The sequence below is a fragment of the Candidatus Velamenicoccus archaeovorus genome, assembly GCF_004102945.1.
Classification (GTDB): Bacteria; Omnitrophota; Gorgyraeia; order Velamenicoccales; family Velamenicoccaceae; genus Velamenicoccus; species Velamenicoccus archaeovorus.
This window is the reverse complement of sequence record NZ_CP019384.1, coordinates 974,929-992,320: the sequence shown is the minus strand read 5'-3', so window position 1 is coordinate 992,320 and position 17,392 is coordinate 974,929. Positions and strand designations below refer to the sequence as shown.

At 49.4% G+C, this 17,392-nt stretch carries 18 protein-coding genes; all 18 read left to right on the top strand.

Annotated features, from left to right (window positions below; genetic code table 11):
- The first annotated feature begins 152 nt into the window (after nt 1-152).
- The 18 genes from BU251_RS04415 to BU251_RS04330 all read left to right on the top strand — a co-directional run bounded on the left by BU251_RS04415 (nt 153) and on the right by BU251_RS04330 (nt 17,391).
- Nucleotides 153-1,595 (top strand): alginate export family protein, encoded by a 1,443-nt coding sequence (locus tag BU251_RS04415; RefSeq protein WP_128699686.1) that lies wholly within the window; start codon nt 153-155, stop codon nt 1,593-1,595.
- Between the two features lie 324 nt (nt 1,596-1,919).
- On the top strand, nt 1,920-3,473 hold the full coding sequence (locus BU251_RS04410; protein ID WP_128699685.1) for a glycoside hydrolase family 57 protein: 1,554 nt from the start codon (nt 1,920-1,922) through the stop codon (nt 3,471-3,473).
- A 110-nt stretch (nt 3,474-3,583) separates the two neighbouring features.
- Complete coding sequence (locus tag BU251_RS04405) at nt 3,584-4,162, top strand: hypothetical protein (RefSeq protein ID WP_128699684.1); 579 nt, start codon at nt 3,584-3,586, stop codon at nt 4,160-4,162.
- 35 nt (nt 4,163-4,197) lie between these two features.
- Nucleotides 4,198-5,280, top strand: a complete 1,083-nt coding sequence (locus tag BU251_RS04400; protein WP_164908866.1) for an AAA family ATPase — start codon at nt 4,198-4,200, stop codon at nt 5,278-5,280.
- A gap of 10 nt (nt 5,281-5,290) precedes the next feature.
- Nucleotides 5,291-5,791, top strand: coding sequence for a nitroreductase family protein (locus tag BU251_RS04395; RefSeq protein WP_128699682.1), 501 nt, complete (start codon nt 5,291-5,293; stop codon nt 5,789-5,791).
- Nucleotides 5,788-6,189 carry an OsmC family protein gene (locus BU251_RS04390; protein ID WP_128699681.1) on the top strand — a complete coding sequence of 134 codons (402 nt, stop codon included), beginning with the start codon at nt 5,788-5,790 and terminating at the stop codon, nt 6,187-6,189. The genes BU251_RS04395 and BU251_RS04390 overlap by 4 nt, the downstream gene beginning before the upstream one ends.
- Nucleotides 6,190-6,473: 284 nt before the next feature.
- Entirely contained in the window at nt 6,474-6,716 is a 243-nt protein-coding gene (locus BU251_RS04385; protein WP_128699680.1) for a translation elongation factor-like protein, read from the top strand.
- 197 nt (nt 6,717-6,913) lie between these two features.
- Nucleotides 6,914-7,258, top strand: coding sequence for a four helix bundle protein (locus BU251_RS04380; protein WP_128699679.1), 345 nt, complete (start codon nt 6,914-6,916; stop codon nt 7,256-7,258).
- An 88-nt stretch (nt 7,259-7,346) separates the two neighbouring features.
- On the top strand, nt 7,347-7,655 hold the full coding sequence (locus BU251_RS04375; protein WP_128699678.1) for a hypothetical protein: 309 nt from the start codon (nt 7,347-7,349) through the stop codon (nt 7,653-7,655).
- 136 nt (nt 7,656-7,791) lie between these two features.
- Nucleotides 7,792-8,565: a DUF3108 domain-containing protein gene (locus tag BU251_RS04370; RefSeq protein WP_128699677.1), complete on the top strand. Its 774-nt coding sequence runs from the start codon at nt 7,792-7,794 to the stop codon at nt 8,563-8,565.
- A 162-nt stretch (nt 8,566-8,727) separates the two neighbouring features.
- Nucleotides 8,728-9,831, top strand: a complete 1,104-nt coding sequence (locus BU251_RS04365) for an MGDG synthase family glycosyltransferase (RefSeq protein ID WP_164908865.1) — start codon at nt 8,728-8,730, stop codon at nt 9,829-9,831.
- Nucleotides 9,828-10,670 (top strand): lysophospholipid acyltransferase family protein, encoded by an 843-nt coding sequence (locus tag BU251_RS04360; protein WP_128699675.1) that lies wholly within the window; start codon nt 9,828-9,830, stop codon nt 10,668-10,670. The genes BU251_RS04365 and BU251_RS04360 overlap by 4 nt, the downstream gene beginning before the upstream one ends.
- Complete coding sequence (locus tag BU251_RS04355; protein WP_164908864.1) at nt 10,667-11,335, top strand: glycosyltransferase family 2 protein; 669 nt, start codon at nt 10,667-10,669, stop codon at nt 11,333-11,335. The genes BU251_RS04360 and BU251_RS04355 overlap by 4 nt, the downstream gene beginning before the upstream one ends.
- The gene (locus BU251_RS04350; protein WP_128699673.1) at nt 11,325-12,782 is read left to right on the top strand and encodes a mannose-1-phosphate guanylyltransferase/mannose-6-phosphate isomerase; all 1,458 of its coding nucleotides are present in this window, start codon (nt 11,325-11,327) and stop codon (nt 12,780-12,782) included. The genes BU251_RS04355 and BU251_RS04350 overlap by 11 nt, the downstream gene beginning before the upstream one ends.
- Nucleotides 12,783-12,787: 5 nt before the next feature.
- The gene (gmd, locus tag BU251_RS04345; RefSeq protein WP_128699672.1) at nt 12,788-13,939 is read left to right on the top strand and encodes a GDP-mannose 4,6-dehydratase; all 1,152 of its coding nucleotides are present in this window, start codon (nt 12,788-12,790) and stop codon (nt 13,937-13,939) included.
- The gene (locus BU251_RS04340) at nt 13,936-14,925 is read left to right on the top strand and encodes a GDP-L-fucose synthase family protein (RefSeq protein WP_128699671.1); all 990 of its coding nucleotides are present in this window, start codon (nt 13,936-13,938) and stop codon (nt 14,923-14,925) included. The genes gmd and BU251_RS04340 overlap by 4 nt, the downstream gene beginning before the upstream one ends.
- Nucleotides 14,926-14,930: 5 nt before the next feature.
- Nucleotides 14,931-16,124 (top strand): glycosyltransferase family 9 protein, encoded by a 1,194-nt coding sequence (locus tag BU251_RS04335; protein WP_128699670.1) that lies wholly within the window; start codon nt 14,931-14,933, stop codon nt 16,122-16,124.
- Between the two features lie 13 nt (nt 16,125-16,137).
- Complete coding sequence (locus tag BU251_RS04330) at nt 16,138-17,391, top strand: WcaI family glycosyltransferase (protein WP_128699669.1); 1,254 nt, start codon at nt 16,138-16,140, stop codon at nt 17,389-17,391.
- Nucleotide 17,392 lies beyond the last annotated feature (1 nt).

The following is a 17,392-nucleotide window of genomic DNA, read 5'->3' as shown; positions in this document are numbered from 1 at the left end:
ACGACTTTAATAAGGCGCAAAGGGAGGTGAATACAAGCGAGCCCGAAGTTGTCGAATAAATGGCGATATAACTATAGATGGTAACTCCTAGGCAAGCAGTAGTGTAGCAATGTTCCTAGTTCATATATTATAAAAGGCTAAAGGAGGAAAAGATGAGTAAGCGCTTAGTGGTTCTGTTCTGCGCGCTCTTCGTTTTCGCCGCAGCGGTTCCTGCTTTCGCTGCCGTGCAGAATATTAAAGTGAGCGGTGATATCCTTGCTCGCTACATTGGTCGCAATGATTTCGATCTGACCAAGGGCGATGGGACTAGTAATGAAGACAGGATCAGCGTCTTCAACAGCGTTGTCCGCCTGAGAGTTGATGCAGACCTCACGGATAACGTTGCTGCTACTATCCGTTTGATCAATGAACGGAATTGGAATCAGGTCGGGTCTTCGAATAGCAATGCGACCGACATTGATCTCGACTTGGCTTATGTCACGTTGAAGGAGTTCTTGTATTCTCCATTGACGTTGACAGTCGGCCGTCAGGAACTCCACTTCGGCAATGATATGATCATTGGCGATGGCGTTGGTAATCCTGACAGCAATGCGGTTTCTGGCGGAATCGGTACGAACCAGACCACCAATTATAACGAAGCGGCCGGTTACGGCTCTGTGAATGGTGATTTGGCGTATCGCAAGGCGTTTGATGCGATCAGGGCCACATTGAATTATGATCCGCTCGTTATCGACGTCGTGTATGCGGTTATCGATCATGCTACCGTTACAGGCGCCAATTCAAACGATTGGATCAACCTGTATGGTATCAATGCCGCTTATCAGTTTTCAGATAAGTGGAACACTTTGGCCGAAGGTTACTTCTGGTCAAAGGATAATAGTTCCGAGAAACATACCGGTGTGGACAAGCTTGACAGCGTGCAGACCATTGGTGGCCGCGTCAGCACCATGCCGACCAGCAAGCTGAATCTGCAGCAGGAAATGGCATACCAGTTCGGTAAGAAACTTTCACCGGCTGGCACCTCTACTGTTGAAAGAGATCGCAGTGCATGGGCATCTCAGTCTGTTGTTATGTATACTCCGGGTTGGAAGTACACTCCGTCTTTCGGGTTGATCTACTCCTACTTCTCCGGTGATGCCGACAGAAATAGCGGCAGCAATCCTAACTCTGACAAGAACTACCATGCATGGGATCCGATGTTCGAAAACCAGACCAACGGTCATATCATCAATGCACTCTTCCCGCAGTCTAATGCGCATAACATCGATTTGATGGGCAAATTTTCTCCCATCGAAGATGTGTGGCTGCAGTTGGATTATGTGTACTTGTTGATGGCCAAAGCTCCTTCCAGATCTGGCGTTTTGAACATGAACGATTACGATGGCAACGGTTACTACTTCAACGCTGGCAAGAAAGAGCTCGGTCAGGAGATAGACGTTAATCTGGTTTATAACTACACGGAAGACGTCCAGCTTGGCTTGCTCTGCGGTTGGTTCTTCCCTGGCAAGGCAATTGCCTCGGAAAACGTTACGACCGGTTATAAGCAGGGTGAGACAGCGGCTGAAGCAATCGCTTCCTGCAAAGTTAGCTTCTAGTGCAGAAAGCACTAGGCCTGCGCAATTCCTAATAAGCGCAGGGCCTAACCTAGAAAGCGCAGTTGTTTTACAAGAACCCCTGGGGAAACCCAGGGGTTCTTGTTTTTATCCACGCCTTAATGAGACAAAACAAGTCTAATCCCTGATTGAAGCCGTAATCCTTGATTGAAGCCGAGCTTCAATCAAGATGAGTTGAAAGGAGGGGATTGTTTTGCAATATGGCTTCAGACATGGTAATATATCTTTCATATTTAGGTAAGGCCGATATAAAAATGTTTTTTAATCTGTGCCATCTGCTTCTACAATCTGAGTAATCGTTTTTCCATGGTCTATCTCGCATTTATCCTTCATATGCATCAGCCGTACTACAAGAACCTCCTGACGGGGGAAGCCGAGCTTCCCTGGGTGCGGCTGCACGGCACAAAAGATTATCTCGACATGGCCCTTCTTTTGGATGAATTCCCGGACGTCCACCAGACCTTCAATGTTGTTCCTTCGTTGCTCGAACAGATCGAGGAATATGCCGCGGGCCGGTTATCGGACCGTTTTCTCCGTTTAACCCAAAAACGCGCCTCTGAATTGACTCCTGATGAAAAGCATTTTGTCAGGGAGAATTTCTTTTCGGCAGAACTGAACCGCGTCGTTTCCGTCCACCCGCGATATTATGAGCTGTTTTTAAAAAAACACGAGGATTACGGTTTTTCCGATCAGGATTATTTGGACCTCCAGGTCTGGTTTAATCTTTCGTGGATAGACCCTTATTTCCGCGCCAATATCCCCGAATTGCGCTCTCTTGTGAAAAAAGGCAGGTATTTTACAGAAGAGGAGAAACAAGCCGTAGTCGCCAGGCAATTCAGCATCTTAAAAGAAATCATCCCGGCTTATAAAAGGATGCAGGATGAAGGGAAGATTGAGGTCAGTGTTTCTCCTTATTTTCATCCGATCTTGCCTTTGTTGTTTTCTTCATTTGCCGCGCGCGATGCCAATCCGAATACGCCCCTGCCCAAGACGATCTTTTCCCAGCCGGAAGATGCGATCTGGCATATCCAGGAAGCGGTGAAGTTCTATCGGGAACGTTTCGGCGATGCTGCCGTCGGGATGTGGCCTTCGGAGCAGGCGGTCTCCATGGATATCCTGCCGAGCCTCGTGAAATCGCAAGTGAGCTGGATCGTCACCGATGAGGCGATGTTGTGGAATACGGCAAAAAAGATACACCGGGACGGGCGCGTTCTTTACCGTCCTTATGGCGTCAAGACAAAAAACGGCCCGCTGACAGTTTTGTTCCGCGACAAATACCTTTCGGACCTGATCGGTTTCGAATATCAACATTGGCGCACCACCGATGCCGTGGATAATTTCATGTACCATGTCCTGAAGATCCACGAATATTTCGGCGATGACGATTGTCTTGTCACGGTGGCGCTCGACGGTGAAAACGCCTGGGAATATTACAGAAACGACGGCAGGGATTTTTTAAGGGCGCTTTACCAGCGCATCAGCGAGGCAACTTATATGAAAGCGGTCACGGTGCGGGAATACCTTGCAGGGCATCCCGTGCGCCATTCGTTGCCGTCCCTGGTCACGGGATCGTGGATCCATGGGACATTGAATAAATGGATGGGGCACCCGGCTAAAAATGCGGCATGGGAATGTCTCGCCGAAGCCAGGAGGTCATTGAGCCCGCAGGAGCTTCAGGATGAGCGCATCATGAAACAGGTCCATATTCTGGAAGGCAGCGACTGGTTTTGGTGGTATGGCGATAAAAACGTTGCTTTTGACGAGCTTTACAGGCTTCATTTAAAAAATTTATACCGGATGATAGGACAAGAGCCGCCTGCCTGTTTGAACCAGTCGTTGGATCCCACGTCGCCTTACTAAGAAGACCTATCCCTTTGGGATCGCAGAAGGTTAGCGTTTAGACGCAAAGTCCTTCTGCGGCCGATAAATAGGCAAGAGAACTTATTGACAAGTATCGCATTGATGTTACAATGAAAAAAGAAATTTCCGATCATATCGCGAGCACTTTCTTTGAGAAAAAGAAGAAGCCGCCCCGCAAGAAAGACCGCAAAACTCTCAGCAAACGCATCCTGTTGTTCTTGCTGACGGCCTTATTCATCCTGGCCGCCATAAAAATCGTGACAACGACGAATTTTAGAGGCGTGCAAGTCGGACGCCGGCTGGGTCTCGTCAAGCACGACGGGCCGTTTCGTCTGAGTTACAATTTTTTGAATCGTGCGACGTCAAGGATCGAAACCCTGGCGATCGATATACCCGAGATAGACCTGCGGGAGTATAAATCCGTGCGGTTTTCCCTGCGTATGATGGACGACGATAGCCAGAAAGACGGGATCGTTAAAGTGAGCCTCACAAACAAACGCAAAGAAACCTCCAGCCTGTATATACGCAGCATCGGCCCTTCCTGGAAAATCATCGAGATCCCTCGAGAGAATTTTCATGCATTAAACGATTGGTCTCATCTGGACCAGTTGGCGTTTAGCGTCGAAGAATGGAATTTACGCCGTAAAAAAGGCGTTCTTTTGATAGATGGTGTGGAATTCGTCAAATAGGGTGGATGGGCCAAACCTTAGGACCGGAGGTCGATATGGAGATATTTGCAGTTGCCAATCAAAAAGGCGGATGCGGTAAGACCACGACGGCTTGTAACCTGGCTGCAGCTCTGGCGCTTAACGGCAAGAAGACGCTTTTGATTGACCTGGATCCTCAGGCCCATGCTTCGATGGGGTTGGGAGTCGAGAAAGATATCGGCATCTATGATTGCTTGTCCAAGATCAGCAAGAACAAATGCTCCCTGAAAGACATCATTGTCAATATCGGGCCCAATTTTGACCTGGCGCCGTCCAATATCATGTTGTCGACCATAGACCAGGAATTGTCTGACGAGATCGGCCGCGAATCAAGATTGCAGGACATTTTGAAGGATTTTCAGGGTGCTTATGATTTTTGTCTGATCGATTGTCCTCCGAACCTGGGATTGTTGACGGTGAATGCGATCCGGGCGGCGCATCAGATGATCATCCCCGTCGAGGCGTCCCGTTTTTCGGTGGACGGCGTGCAGAGGCTCGTCGAGATCGTGGATTTGATCAGGGACAGGCTCGGCCATAAAGTGTCCTATCGCGTGCTTGTGAATAATTTCGATTCCCGCCTGCGCCACTCTTTCAATGTTCTTAATCAGATCAAGGAGACCTTTGGGTCGAAGGTCTTCAATACGATCGTGCATATCAACGTAAAGATCAAAGAATCACAATCCGAAGCCAAGACGATTTTCGCCTTCGATAAATACAGCCGCGGGGCCAAGGATTATTTCAGCCTGTCGCGCGAGATCATCTCCGGAGAGGGCGCCTTGATGGAGAAGATCACGGCCGCCATGAAGAAGATCGTCAAAAAGAAGACCCGCGAGCTTTTGCCTGTCGAGTTCCAATTCACAGGTTCTGCGAATGACAGCGTTTATGTCGTCGGCGAATTCAATAACTGGTCCCTGGACGACAGATCGCGCCTCACGAAGGATAACGGCATCTGGAAGACACAGGTCAGCCTGAAACCTGGCAACTATAAATATCGTTTTGTCGTCGACGGAAAATGGACAGAAGATCCTTCGAACCCGATTTCGGAAAAGAATCCGTTTGGCGAGCTTGATTCAATCCTCATGGTCAGCGACGAGGCGTGATTGAGACGGCATGAGCGACCGTAAGGATATTTTCAGCCATCGCCGCAGCATCCGCAAGTATAAACCGGGCGAAGTTTCTAAGACGCTCCTAGAGGAGGCCGTTTGGGCGGCCTCGCAGGCCCCGACAGCCAGAAATGTCCAGCCCTGGGAGTTTGTTGTCGTCACGCAAAGACCCCGCCTCAAGGAACTCTCCGCGATCGTTTCTCCTAATGGCGCTTTTCTTGAATACGCATCGGCATGCATTGTCGTCTTTTGCCATGATACGAAATATTATCTGGAGGATGGCTGCGCGGCCACGACCCAGGCGTTACTGGCGCTCTCGATGGCCGGGCTTGGCGCCTGCTGGATCGCCGGAGACAAAAAGGATTACACCGATAAAGTCAGGGGTTTTCTGGGTGGAGCTCAGGATTTAAAGCTGGTCAGCCTGGTCGCCGTCGGCATGCCTGCCGAAATACCGGCGCCACAAAAGAAAGCGTCGAAAGAAATGATCCACTGGGAGAAATTCTCATGAATAATCTTACGGTCGCTTATCAAGGTGGCATTAAATTCGAGGCTATGGCAGGAAAACACAATCTTACCATTGATCTTCCGCCTGAGAAAGGCGGAACGGACGCAGGGATGGCGCCGCCCGATCTTTTTGTCGCCTCGCTGGGGAGTTGCATCGGCGTGTATGTCGTGCGTTATTGCCAGAATGCCAAGATCGATGCGGAAGGTTGCGTTATTTCCCTTGATTGGCGCCTGAGTGATGACAAAAAATCTATAGCGGCGGTTGAAGTAAAGGTCCGCCTGCCCAAGGCCGATCCCGGCCCGCGTGCCCGCGCGATCCTAGAAGCGGCGCGTTCCTGCCTTATCCATAATACCCTCCATGGCGGCTTGAACGTTGATATCACGCTTGAGTCGGCCCGCTGAGAATGGTTTTTAAAAAATTCTTTAAAACCCTTGGTCGGGTTTTCGGATTTAAAAAACGCAGAAGAAGGCGCGCGACGCAAGGACGAAAGCATGCGCGCAGGCGCATGCGTCCTGTTCCTCGCCGGAGAAACCGTTTTTCTCACAGGAAAATATCCCCCCGAAAGAAGAAGAGAGTCGTAAGACATAAGGCGCGGCGTAGGGCACGAAAACTTCACCGGCGTGCGGCGCTCCGTCCGGCGCTCCGGAAGAAGGCCGTAAAGAAATCCGCCAAGACGCCTTGGGTCTTGGCCGGCGACATCACCCATTATTTTCCGAAGGTAAAAGCCGCAGTTTTCAAGTGCCGGGTTCCTTTGGCGATCGGCGATGCCGTCTGGGTCAAAGGGCGGAATACGGATTTCAGGCAGACGGTCGGCTCCATGCAGATCGATCGAAGACCGATTGAACGGGCAGTCAAGGGGCAGGAAATCGGCCTGGAGGTTTTTAAGGATGTGCACGAAGGAGATGGCATATATTTGGCAAAAACATGACGATTTCAAATATCCAGACACCAAGAAAAATAGCTAATAATGAAGAAATGACCAAATCCCAAGATACAATAACCAAATAAAATCCAACAATCAAATTCCCACATTCAAAGAGAAAAAATCTGTTTGGTCATTTGAATTTGAGATTTGAAATTTGTTTGTATTTTGTATCTTGATGCTTGGGATTTCGAGAGCTAATAATGATGAAATACGATTTAGAAAGAAGAACGACTGAATTCGCCAAATCTGTTATACGGATTTGTAAAAATTTGCAAAGAAATCCCATGAATGATAGATTAATTAGTCAAGTTATCGGCGCATCCGGCTCTGTTGGGGCTAATTACAGAGAAGCCAACGATCCTTTAGGAAAAAAAGATTTTATCCAACGTTTAAAAATTGCTAGGAGAGAAGCTAAGGAAAGTCTGCATTGGTTGGAATTGATCCTTGAGGCCAACGGCCACATGGCAGGTGAAATTGAACCCCTCATGAGAGAGGTAGGAGAACTGAAGAATATTTTATCTGCAATTATTACAAAATCTGAATAAATGTTTTTTGATTTGGGGTTGGGTACTGAGTTCTATTTGGATATTGTTTCTTGGTTATTGGTGATTTATTCCACGCTGGAGTAATCTGATGGAGAAGGTTTATCTTCGGGTTGGTCAGGAACTGGATTATGATACGGTGGCGGCGCATCTGCTTGTGGCAGGCGAATTGATGGGTGATTGTTTCAGTTGCCGGCATGTAGGGATCGATTATTCCCGGGAAAAGTATTGTCCCCAATGCGGCACGGACTTCCGCTATATCACCCTGCGCAAGAATCCCGACGCCATCAAAGGATCCATGATTGCAAGGGTCTGCCAGAAGCGGCCGGACCTGACGTATGTGGAGTATCAGGATGTCAAAGACATAGCCGACAAACACAAAGCCAGAGATCTTTTTTAATCGAGACGCAGAAATCCCCAGCTTTCAAGCCGGGGATGAATGCGGCGAAGATTATCCCGCCGGAAGTTTGCGAAGCAAACTGGCGGGATCATGCAGGAAAGAAACCCCTGGCTTCAGCCAGGGGGAGATTCATAGCATGAAATTCTATCGAGTTTTGCTTGTTGTTTTCATCGTGGGTGCCGCCGCAGGCGGATTCCTGTTTTTTAGCCCTACGCCCTCGGTTCTTTTGGGGCCGACTGAAGCCAGACCAGCGGCCGCTCGCAAAACCGCAGACACCACAAAAACAGTTTTTCCGGCGGGAGAAACGATTTCTTTCGGTGTTTATTCCAATATCATCAAGGTCGGTTCCGGGGTTTTAACGTATGCGGGACGCGATGAAAGCCGGGAGGGCGTCAGCCAGCATGTGAGGCTTCGTGTCGAAACATTTTCGGTCAATGATACTGAAGATGTCTATGGCTCCGAAGATTTCAAATTTCCGCATAAAGTAGAGAGACGTGTCAGGCTTTTCGGCAAACAAGAAGCAATCGAGGAAACATATGCAGCCGGCAGCAAAAGCGTGCTTATCGCAAAGACCACGGATGGCAAGGCTTCGCAGACTGAAACGATTTCCTCCGACACCCCCTTGGAGAATGTTCTCTTGTTGATCTATCGTTTGCGCAATGATCCGGACATGGCTGTCGGAAAAACATATGCAGTCAATCTTCCAACACAAAAATTTGAATTGACCGTGAAATCCAAAACTTCCCTGAAGGTCCCCTTGGGGAGATTTTCTGTCTTCTACATCGAAAGCCAACCTTCCAAATACAAGATCTGGTTGACGGACGACCCAAAACGCATTCCCGTACGCATCCAGGGCCTGATATCCTTCGGCATGTTCTATCTGGCTGCAACGTCTGTTGAAACGCCATAAAAACAGGCTCGAAATCCTGGCTTTCTGTCTGCAAAACAACTCCGTCTGGCCGTCTCTTTTTACCTGATTCTCCAAGGAATTTGACATGCTAAAATTCGTTAAAACCCTTTGAAATAGAAAGACTTTTCTGTTAAACTGACACCTATGCTTTCAGGGAAAAGAGTGCTGATTTTATATATTACGGAGCGGTCCGGACATCATAGCGCCGCCTCTGCCTTGAAGAAGGGATTTGAGATCGTTGATCCATCTGTGACGGTAAAATGCATCAATGCTTTCCGTTATTTTTTTCCCGTCACGGAATGGTTGACGCATAAGGTTTATCTATTTGTCATTAAAAGAGTTCCGTCTATTTGGCGCTTTCTTTATGACCGGCCGTCTTTTGTTAAAAAGAGCGACGGTTTCAAGACGTGGCTGCACCGCAGGGCATTCAATAAGCTGGAAAACCTTTTGGGCGAATTTTCGGCCGATGCCGTTGTGTGCACCCAGGCTTTTCCCTGCGGGATCCTGTCGGCGTATAAACGTGAACGAGGGGGGCGTTTTAAGCTTTACGGGGTCTTGACGGATTTTGCGCCGCATTCATTTTGGGTTTACGATGAAGTTGATTTTTATGTTGTGGCCGGCGAACAGGCCAGCCAGGAGCTTTCTCGTAAAGGCGTGCCGCCCGAGAAGATACGAGTGCTGGGCATCCCTATTGACCCCAAATTCGCCAAAGCCGTTGATGCCGTAGAAATCCGTGCGCAATACGGTCTGGACAAGGATATTCCCGCTGTTTTGGTGATGGGGGGCGGTCATGGACTCGGCCCCATCAAACAGATCATCAAACAGCTGGATGAGTGCGAATTGCCGATGCAGATGATGGTGGTCTGCGGCCTTAACCGCAAGCTCTACAGGTGGATGGTGAACCGGCGTTTCCAAAAACGCGTTCTGACATTTAAATACACGAACGAGATTGAACAATTGATGAGTGCGGCGAATCTCGTGATCACAAAGCCTGGCGGTATTACGACGGCTGAATCCCTTGCCAAAGGCTTGCCCATGGTGATCTTGAATCCCATCCCGGGCCAAGAGGCCAGGAATACGGATTTTCTGATCGATGCCCAGGCGGCACTCAGCGCGGCCGGCGTTTCAGATGTGGTGCCTGCGGTTCGCTGTATTCTGGCGGGAGGCGCGGCCGATGCCGGGACATTATCGAACATGAAAGGGCGCTCGCTGGCAAAGGCGACCTCTTCGTGTGATATCGCGGCCTTTGTCTTGAGTAACAAATGATCGCATATGTCTTTTACCGGATAGGTTATTTTTTTGCGACCTTTTTACCCCTGAAAGCCGCTTACGGGGTGGCGATTGCGCTTTCCTATGCGAAATATTATCTTTCTCCCCGCGACAGGCGCGCGGTCATCAGCAACCTTCTGAAAATTCTTCCTCGCGAACAGCATCATCAGGTCAATAGTTTCGCCAAGCAGGTATTCGTGAATTTCGGCAAATATCTGATCGAATTTTTCCGCGTTAAATATCTCAAAAAGGAAGACATCCGCAAGATCATGACCATCAGCGGCCTTGAATACATTGATGAGGCCCTGAAAAAAGGCAAGGGTGTTATTATCGTCGCAGCCCACCTGGATAATTGGGAATTGGGAGGTGTCTGTATGGCCCTTTTAGGCTATCCCTTTGTGGCGGTGGCTTTGCCGCACCGTCATCCGAAGGTCAACGCTTTGTTCAACAGGCAAAGGGAACGCATCGGGGCGATTGTCGTTCCTTCCCTGGGTATTGCGCTAAGAAGGATATATGAAGCCTTGCATAAAAATCAACTTGTAGCTCTTGTGGGCGACAGGGTTTTTTCAAACAATGGAAAACTGATGGATTTTTTGGGGGAGAAAAAAATGATGCCCCGCGGCCCTGCCATTCTGGCCACCAGGACGGGGGCCGCGATCATTACAGGCTTCGTTGCTCGGGATGAGCACGATCACCATACGCTTACTTTTTCAAGACCGCTGGCCCAAGGGTTGACGGAAGACGAATATATCGAAGCTTATACGCGTTCCATCGAGGCACAGATCAGAAAATATCCCACACAATGGATGATGTTCAGGGAGTTTTGGAAAGAATGAGCGCTTTCGTTTGTCTTATTCCGTCGTTCAACGAGGAAAAAACGATCGGCTGGCTGGTCATGAGCTTGAGGGCCAAGGGGTTCGATGTCACGGCGATCGATGACGGGTCTATAGACCAGACAGCCAGGCTCGCGCACGCCAACGGCGCGGAAGTCATCATTAACGAGCGCAACCTCGGCAAAGGCGCTTCTTTACGCAAGGCCTTTGAGATCCTCAAGGCCCGTGCTTATGAAGGCGTGATCGTCATGGACGGAGATGGCCAGCATTTGCCTTCGGACGTCGACCAGTTTATCCGGTGTTTTCGTGAGAAATCCCCTGGACTTGTGGTCGGCAACAGGATGCATAAGCCCAAGAGGATGCCTTTTATCAGACAGCTGACAAATGCCTTCATGTCTTTTATGATCTCCAGGATGTGCCGTCAGCGCGTTCCCGATACCCAGTGCGGTTTTCGACTTATTTCTATGGATGCCTTGCGGGCGATCTCCCTGAACACAGATCGATATGAAATCGAATCAGAGATGCTTCTGGAAGTCGCGCGCGCGGGGTTCAAGATTGAATCCGTTCCTATCACATCCGTCTATGACGGTCAATACAGCGCGATTCATCCCGTGAAAGACACCGTCAGGTTCTTCAGGTTTATTTTTGGGAAAAAAGATGAGAAATAGCGACGCCAGATACGCCGTTTTACTGGCCGGCGGAGTCGGCAGCAGATTTTGGCCCCAGAGCCGGACGCTCGAACCAAAGCAGTTCCTTCGGCTGGGGAGAGACAAGAGTCTTTTTCGACGTTCCCTGGAGCGTATCCATTCTCTCATTCCGGCTAAAAATATTTATATTGTTACCTCGCCCCTGTATGGGGATATCATAAGATCGGAGACTGCTTCATTCAATATCCCGCTTTCCAACCTGATTTTTGAACCTACCCCCAAAAATACGGCTCCCGCCATAGCTTTGGCTGCCAAGATCATCTTTGATCGTTGCAAGGATGAAGACGCCAGCGTCGCCGTCCTTCCATGTGACCAGCAGATAACGAATAAGAACAGGTTTTCTCTTCTTATACGGCGCGCTTTTGCCAACTGCCGCGACCGTTTTGTCGTTTTCGGGATCCCGCCTCATCGCCCGGCAATGGGATACGGTTATATCAAAGCGCCGTCCAAGGGAAGCTTTGGTCCGGCAAATATCTTGCGTCGTGTTGAGAGGTTCTGCGAGAAACCGGATTTGAAAACGGCCAAAAAATTCCTGAAACAAGGTTCGTATTTCTGGAATAGCGGTATTTTCGTCGGTAGTGTGGGGGTATTTTTGTCGGCCATACGCACGCATCTGCCTTTGCTCTTGAAACAGGTTTCTGCTGCGGCCTCGGCCGAAGGAGAAGAGGGCTTGGCGTCGTGGAACAGGATCCGTCCTGTTTCTTTCGATTACGGTGTAATGGAGAAGACAAGAAATGCAGCCATGATCCCGGCTGACGGGCTTGGTTGGTCGGATCTCGGTAGCTGGCAGGCATGGGACGAGCTTCAGCGCAAAGATAAAAACAGCAATCTCTTGCTCGCCGACATTGTCGATATCGGCAGCCGAGATCTGACGGTGCTCGGACGCGAGCATTTGATAGCCACCATCGGCCTCAAAGGATTGATTGTGGTTGATACGCCCGACGCTCTTTTTATTGCCGATAAAAAGAAGAGTGAAGACGTCAAGCAGGTTGTGGATATCTTGAAAAAGAAAAACAGAGAAGAACATTTTTGTCATGTCACTGTCAAGCGCCCATGGGGGAGCTATACGGTTCTTGAAACAGGGCCGGGTTTCAAGATCAAGCTTGTGGAGGTCCTGCCAGGAAGATCTTTGAGCCTCCAGCTTCATAGGAAACGCAGCGAACACTGGGTCGTGATCCAGGGGCAGGCCACGATCACAAACGGCAAAGGTCGTTACCGTGTCCACAAGAATGAAAGCACATTTATCCCCAAAGGCCATCGCCACCGTCTCGAGAACAGGGAGAAGACTATTTTAAAGATCGTCGAGGTGCAGACAGGCGCAAGTCTTACGGAAACAGACATTGTCAGATTCCAGGACAGTTTCGGCAGAACAAAACCTCACCAGTTTATTTCGGAAAGCCGGGGATGATTCCTATGAAAAAAGCTCTCATTACGGGCATTACCGGGCAGGACGGCTCTTATCTTGCGGAATTTTTGTTGGATAAAGGTTACGAAGTTCATGGCATTATTAGGCGTTCTAGCACTTTCAATACGGGTCGGATTGACCATATCTATGTCGATCCTCACAGTTCCGGGGCCCGCCTTTTTCTGCATTACGGCGATTTGACCGATGCCGAAGTGATTAACCGGCTAATTTACGGCATTAAGCCTCAAGAGGTCTATCATCTGGGTGCTCAAAGCCATGTACGGGTCAGTTTTGACATGCCTGAATACACGGGTAATGTGACGGCCCTGGGTGTGACGCGGCTCCTGGAAGCTATCCGGCATTGCGGTCAGGACATACGTTTTTATCAGGCGTCTTCGAGCGAGATGTTCGGAAAAGCGCCGGCTCCTCAATCAGAAAAAACTTCCTTTGAGCCGCAAAGCCCTTATGCCTGTGCCAAGCTATACGCGTACAACATGGTCAAGAATTACCGGGAGGGGTACGGAATCTTTGCCGCCAACGGCATTCTTTTTAACCACGAGAGCCCCAGGCGCGGCGAGACGTTTGTGACCCGCAAGATCACCCGCGCCGTCGCCAATATTATCTCGCGAAAACAAAAGAAGCTTTTTCTCGGCAACCTTGGGGCCAGGCGGGATTGGGGTTTTGCCCCCGAATATGTTGAAATGATGTGGCTCATTCTTCAGCAAAAGGCCCCAGATGACTTTGTCGTCGGGACGGGGGAAAGCCATTCAGTCCAGGAATTCGTTGAAAAATCATTTGCCTACGCCGGAATTTCTTTAAGGTGGAAGGGAAGAGGCGCAGAAAAAAAGGGCCATGTCGCCTCCCTGAATTCTTCTACAGCGAGACGATCGGGGTTAAAGACTGGAGATATCGTTATCGAGATCGATCCGCATTATTTCCGGCCGACCGAAGTGGATCATCTTGAGGCTGATATTTCTAAGGCCAGGAAGATATTGAAATGGCATCCGCGAGTCGCTTTTGACGAGCTGGTCAAGATCATGGTGGATTATGACATCAAACTTGCAGGCGAAGAACCGCCGGGAGAAGGTATTCGGATATCGAGGAATAAAGATTTTCGATATACCAACCACGATTTTGCGTTATGGGGTCGGGTTAAATGAATAAAAAAAGCGCAGGGATACTGTCGGACCTTTCAAAAAAAAGAGTCGTTGTCACAGGCGGAACGGGTTTCCTGGGTCGTTTCGTCGTAGCGGCATTGAAGCGTTATGGATGCACCCATGTCTATGCTCCGCAAAGCCGTGATTATGACCTGGTCCGGTTCGGGGATGTTGAAAAGCTTTACAAGTATACGCGTCCTCACTGGGTCATCCATCTGGCAGCGAAGGTAGGGGGCATCGGCGCTAACCAGAAAAACCCGGGCAGTTTCTTCTATGACAATCTTATGATGGGAGTCCAGATGATGGAGGTGGGCCGGCGCTGCGGTGTAGAAAAATTTGTGGCTGCAGGAACAATCTGTTCTTATCCGAAATTTACGCCCGTTCCTTTTAAAGAGAAGGATTTGTGGAACGGCTATCCGGAAGAGACCAATGCGCCATACGGTTTAGCAAAGAAGATGCTGCTTGTGCAGGCGCAGGCTTATCGTCAACAGTATGGTTTCGATGCCATTTTTCTCATGCCTGTAAATCTTTATGGACCCGGAGACAATTTCAATCCTGAAAGCTCCCACGTCATTCCGGCCTTGATCAGGAAGTGCTTTGACGCCATGGCAGAGACTGACAGGATAGGCAGGAAACCGCGATTGGTCGTATGGGGGACAGGCAGGCCTACGCGGGAATTTCTTTACGTTGAGGATGCCGCTGAAGGGATTGTTCTGGCCGCGAGCCGTTATTCTAAACCGGAACCGGTGAATCTCGGTTCTGGTTTTGAGATTTCGATCAAGGAACTTGTGAGTTTGATAACACAGTTTACGGGTTTTGACGGTCAGATCGTCTGGGACAGGACAAAACCTGACGGCCAGCCGCGCCGGCGCCTCGACATTTCACGTGCCCGCAAGGAGTTCGGCTTTAAGGCCAAGGTCGATTTCCGGGAAGGCCTGCGGCGGACAGTCTCGTGGTATCGGCAAAATTTTGTGGATAAAAATACCTGACGCCTATGATGAAAAGCAATAATCAGACGCTCCCTTTTCTTCTGGCTTATAATCAGAAAAAGCTGCGCTGGGGCTTTGCTCTGGACGGTTTCCTTAATTTTTTTTCCCGGGGTCATAAGAATGGCTCTTTTGATGAAATCCCGGCAAAAATACTTGTGGTGCAGTCACACCTCATCGGCGATGTCATGATGGCCATACCTCTTTTGCGGGCGCTGCGCAAACGCTATCCTCATTCTAAGATTACCTTTTTAGCGAACGATTTTGCAAAGGAACTCCTGAGGGGGTGTGATTTTATCGATGACATCTTGACGGCGTCTTTCCCCTGGGGTATCAGGAGTTACCATATCAAAAATCTCTGGAAACTTGCAGGCATGGTTTTGTATTTAAGAAGGCAGAAGTTTGATCTGGCCATCGACGCCCAGATTGATTTCCGGAATATTTTTTTCCTGTTTTTAGCCGGGGCGCGACGCAGGCTGGGATACGACATTGTCGGCGGACGTATCTTTTTAACGGATATTCCAGAGTTCCCGCGCGATCTCATTCATCTATTAGAGGGGAGGCTGTCTGTCTTGCGCTATCTGGGGGCGGATATCCATGACAAATCTTACCGGTTATCTATGGATGCTGATGCCGTAAAATGGCTGGATGCGTTTTGGAAAAACAGAGGACTCGCCGGCAGAGAGGTTGTGGCTATCCATCCGGGAGCCAGCACGAAAGAGAAGCTGTGGCGTCCAGAGCGCTTTGTTCGGGTGATCCGCATGCTGCAGGAAGGGCATTATTTGCCTGTTTTAATTGAAGGGCCGCAGGACGCACCTGTGGTCACCGAGATTTTGGATTTGCTTGGAGGCGACATTCTGGTATTAAAAAATTCGTTAGTGCAGATCATGGCTTTTCTTTCGCGTTGCAGGCTGCTTGTTTGTCTGGATAGCGCCGCATCGCACCTTGCTTCGGCTGTCGGGACGCCGGCCGTCGTTCTTTACGGGCCTCAATGGCCGTATTTGGCAAAGCCTTTTGATGACCATATCGTCGCGGTTTGGAATGAAAAAGTAGACTGCCGTCCCTGTGTCTATAAAAAATGCCAGAAACCAGGTCATGAATGTATGGATGGAATCTCCGTTCAAGATGTCTGGTCATCCATAGAGCAATTGATGGACAAGACGGCGGCCATATCATCTCGATGCGCTTCAGGGGCATCGTGAGGATAGCGACACGATGACCCAAAGCGAAAAGAAACTGAATGTGGTGGTTTACAGTATTCATTATTATCCCGAACAGATTGGAATCGGTGTGTTCAATCGCGGGATGGCCGAATATTTGGCGCGCCAGGGCCACGAGGTCACGGTGGTGACGGCTTTCCCGTGGTATCCTTCCTGGAAAGTCGGCCATCCGTATGCCGGCCGCTGGTCTAAGGCAGAATCAGAAGGAGGCGTGACGATCCTACGGTCTTTTGTGCCTTCCCTGAACAAGGTCAACGTCAGAACCCGCGTGATGCACGAGACGGTATTCGCCTTGTCTTCTTGCTGGCGTCTCCTCAAGATCCTTTTTAAAAAAATCGATGCCGTTATCGTTGTATGTCCGCCTCTGCAACTGGGGTTTTGGGCCTGGTTTTTTTGCAGGGTGAAACGCATACCATTTATTTTCCATATTCAGGATTTACAGATTGATGCGGCGGCTGATCTCGGGCTTATCAAAAACAGATTTATTCTGGGTTTCTTGCGCCGTTGGGAACGATTTCTTTTCAGGCGGGCCGCTCTTCTTTCGACCATCAGTGATGGAATGAAGAAACGCATCGAAACCAAAGGCGCTTTCAGGAGACCGGTCCTTTTGTTTCCTAATTGGGTCGATACGCAGTTTCTGAAGCCTGTTTCCCGTGATAATGCTTTTAGAGAGCATTATGGAATCGGCCGTGACAAGTTTATTGTTTTGTATGCCGGCAACATCGGTGAAAAGCAAGGGGTGGATATTTTGGCGGATGCGGCCCTTTTAACAAAAGACCGCAAAGACATTTTATATCTGATAGTCGGCGAAGGGGCCGGTTTGAACCGGCTCAAACAAAGGCTTCAAGATATTGAGCCGGAGCAGATACGCCTTCTGCCTTTGCAGCCCCGCGAGATGCTGCCTTTGATGCTGGGGGCTGCGGATCTCTCGCTCATTATTCAGAAGAAAGGCGTCGGCGATTTTCTTATGCCATCCAAATTGTGGAATATCATGGGGAGTTCCAGGCCTGTGGTGGCTGCTGCTGAAGCCGATTGCGAGCTTGCACGCTGCATTCAAAAAAGCGGCTGCGGCGAGGTTGTGCCTCCGGAAGATCCGAAGCTTTTGGCCGGGGCCATATTGAAATTCTATGATGATCCGGCCCTGCGTGAAAGATGTGGTTCATCCGGCCGTTCTTTTGCCGAAACACATCTGTCCTATGAAAACGTTATGACTGATTTTGAAAAAGTCTTACTAGACCTGAAAAATTGAC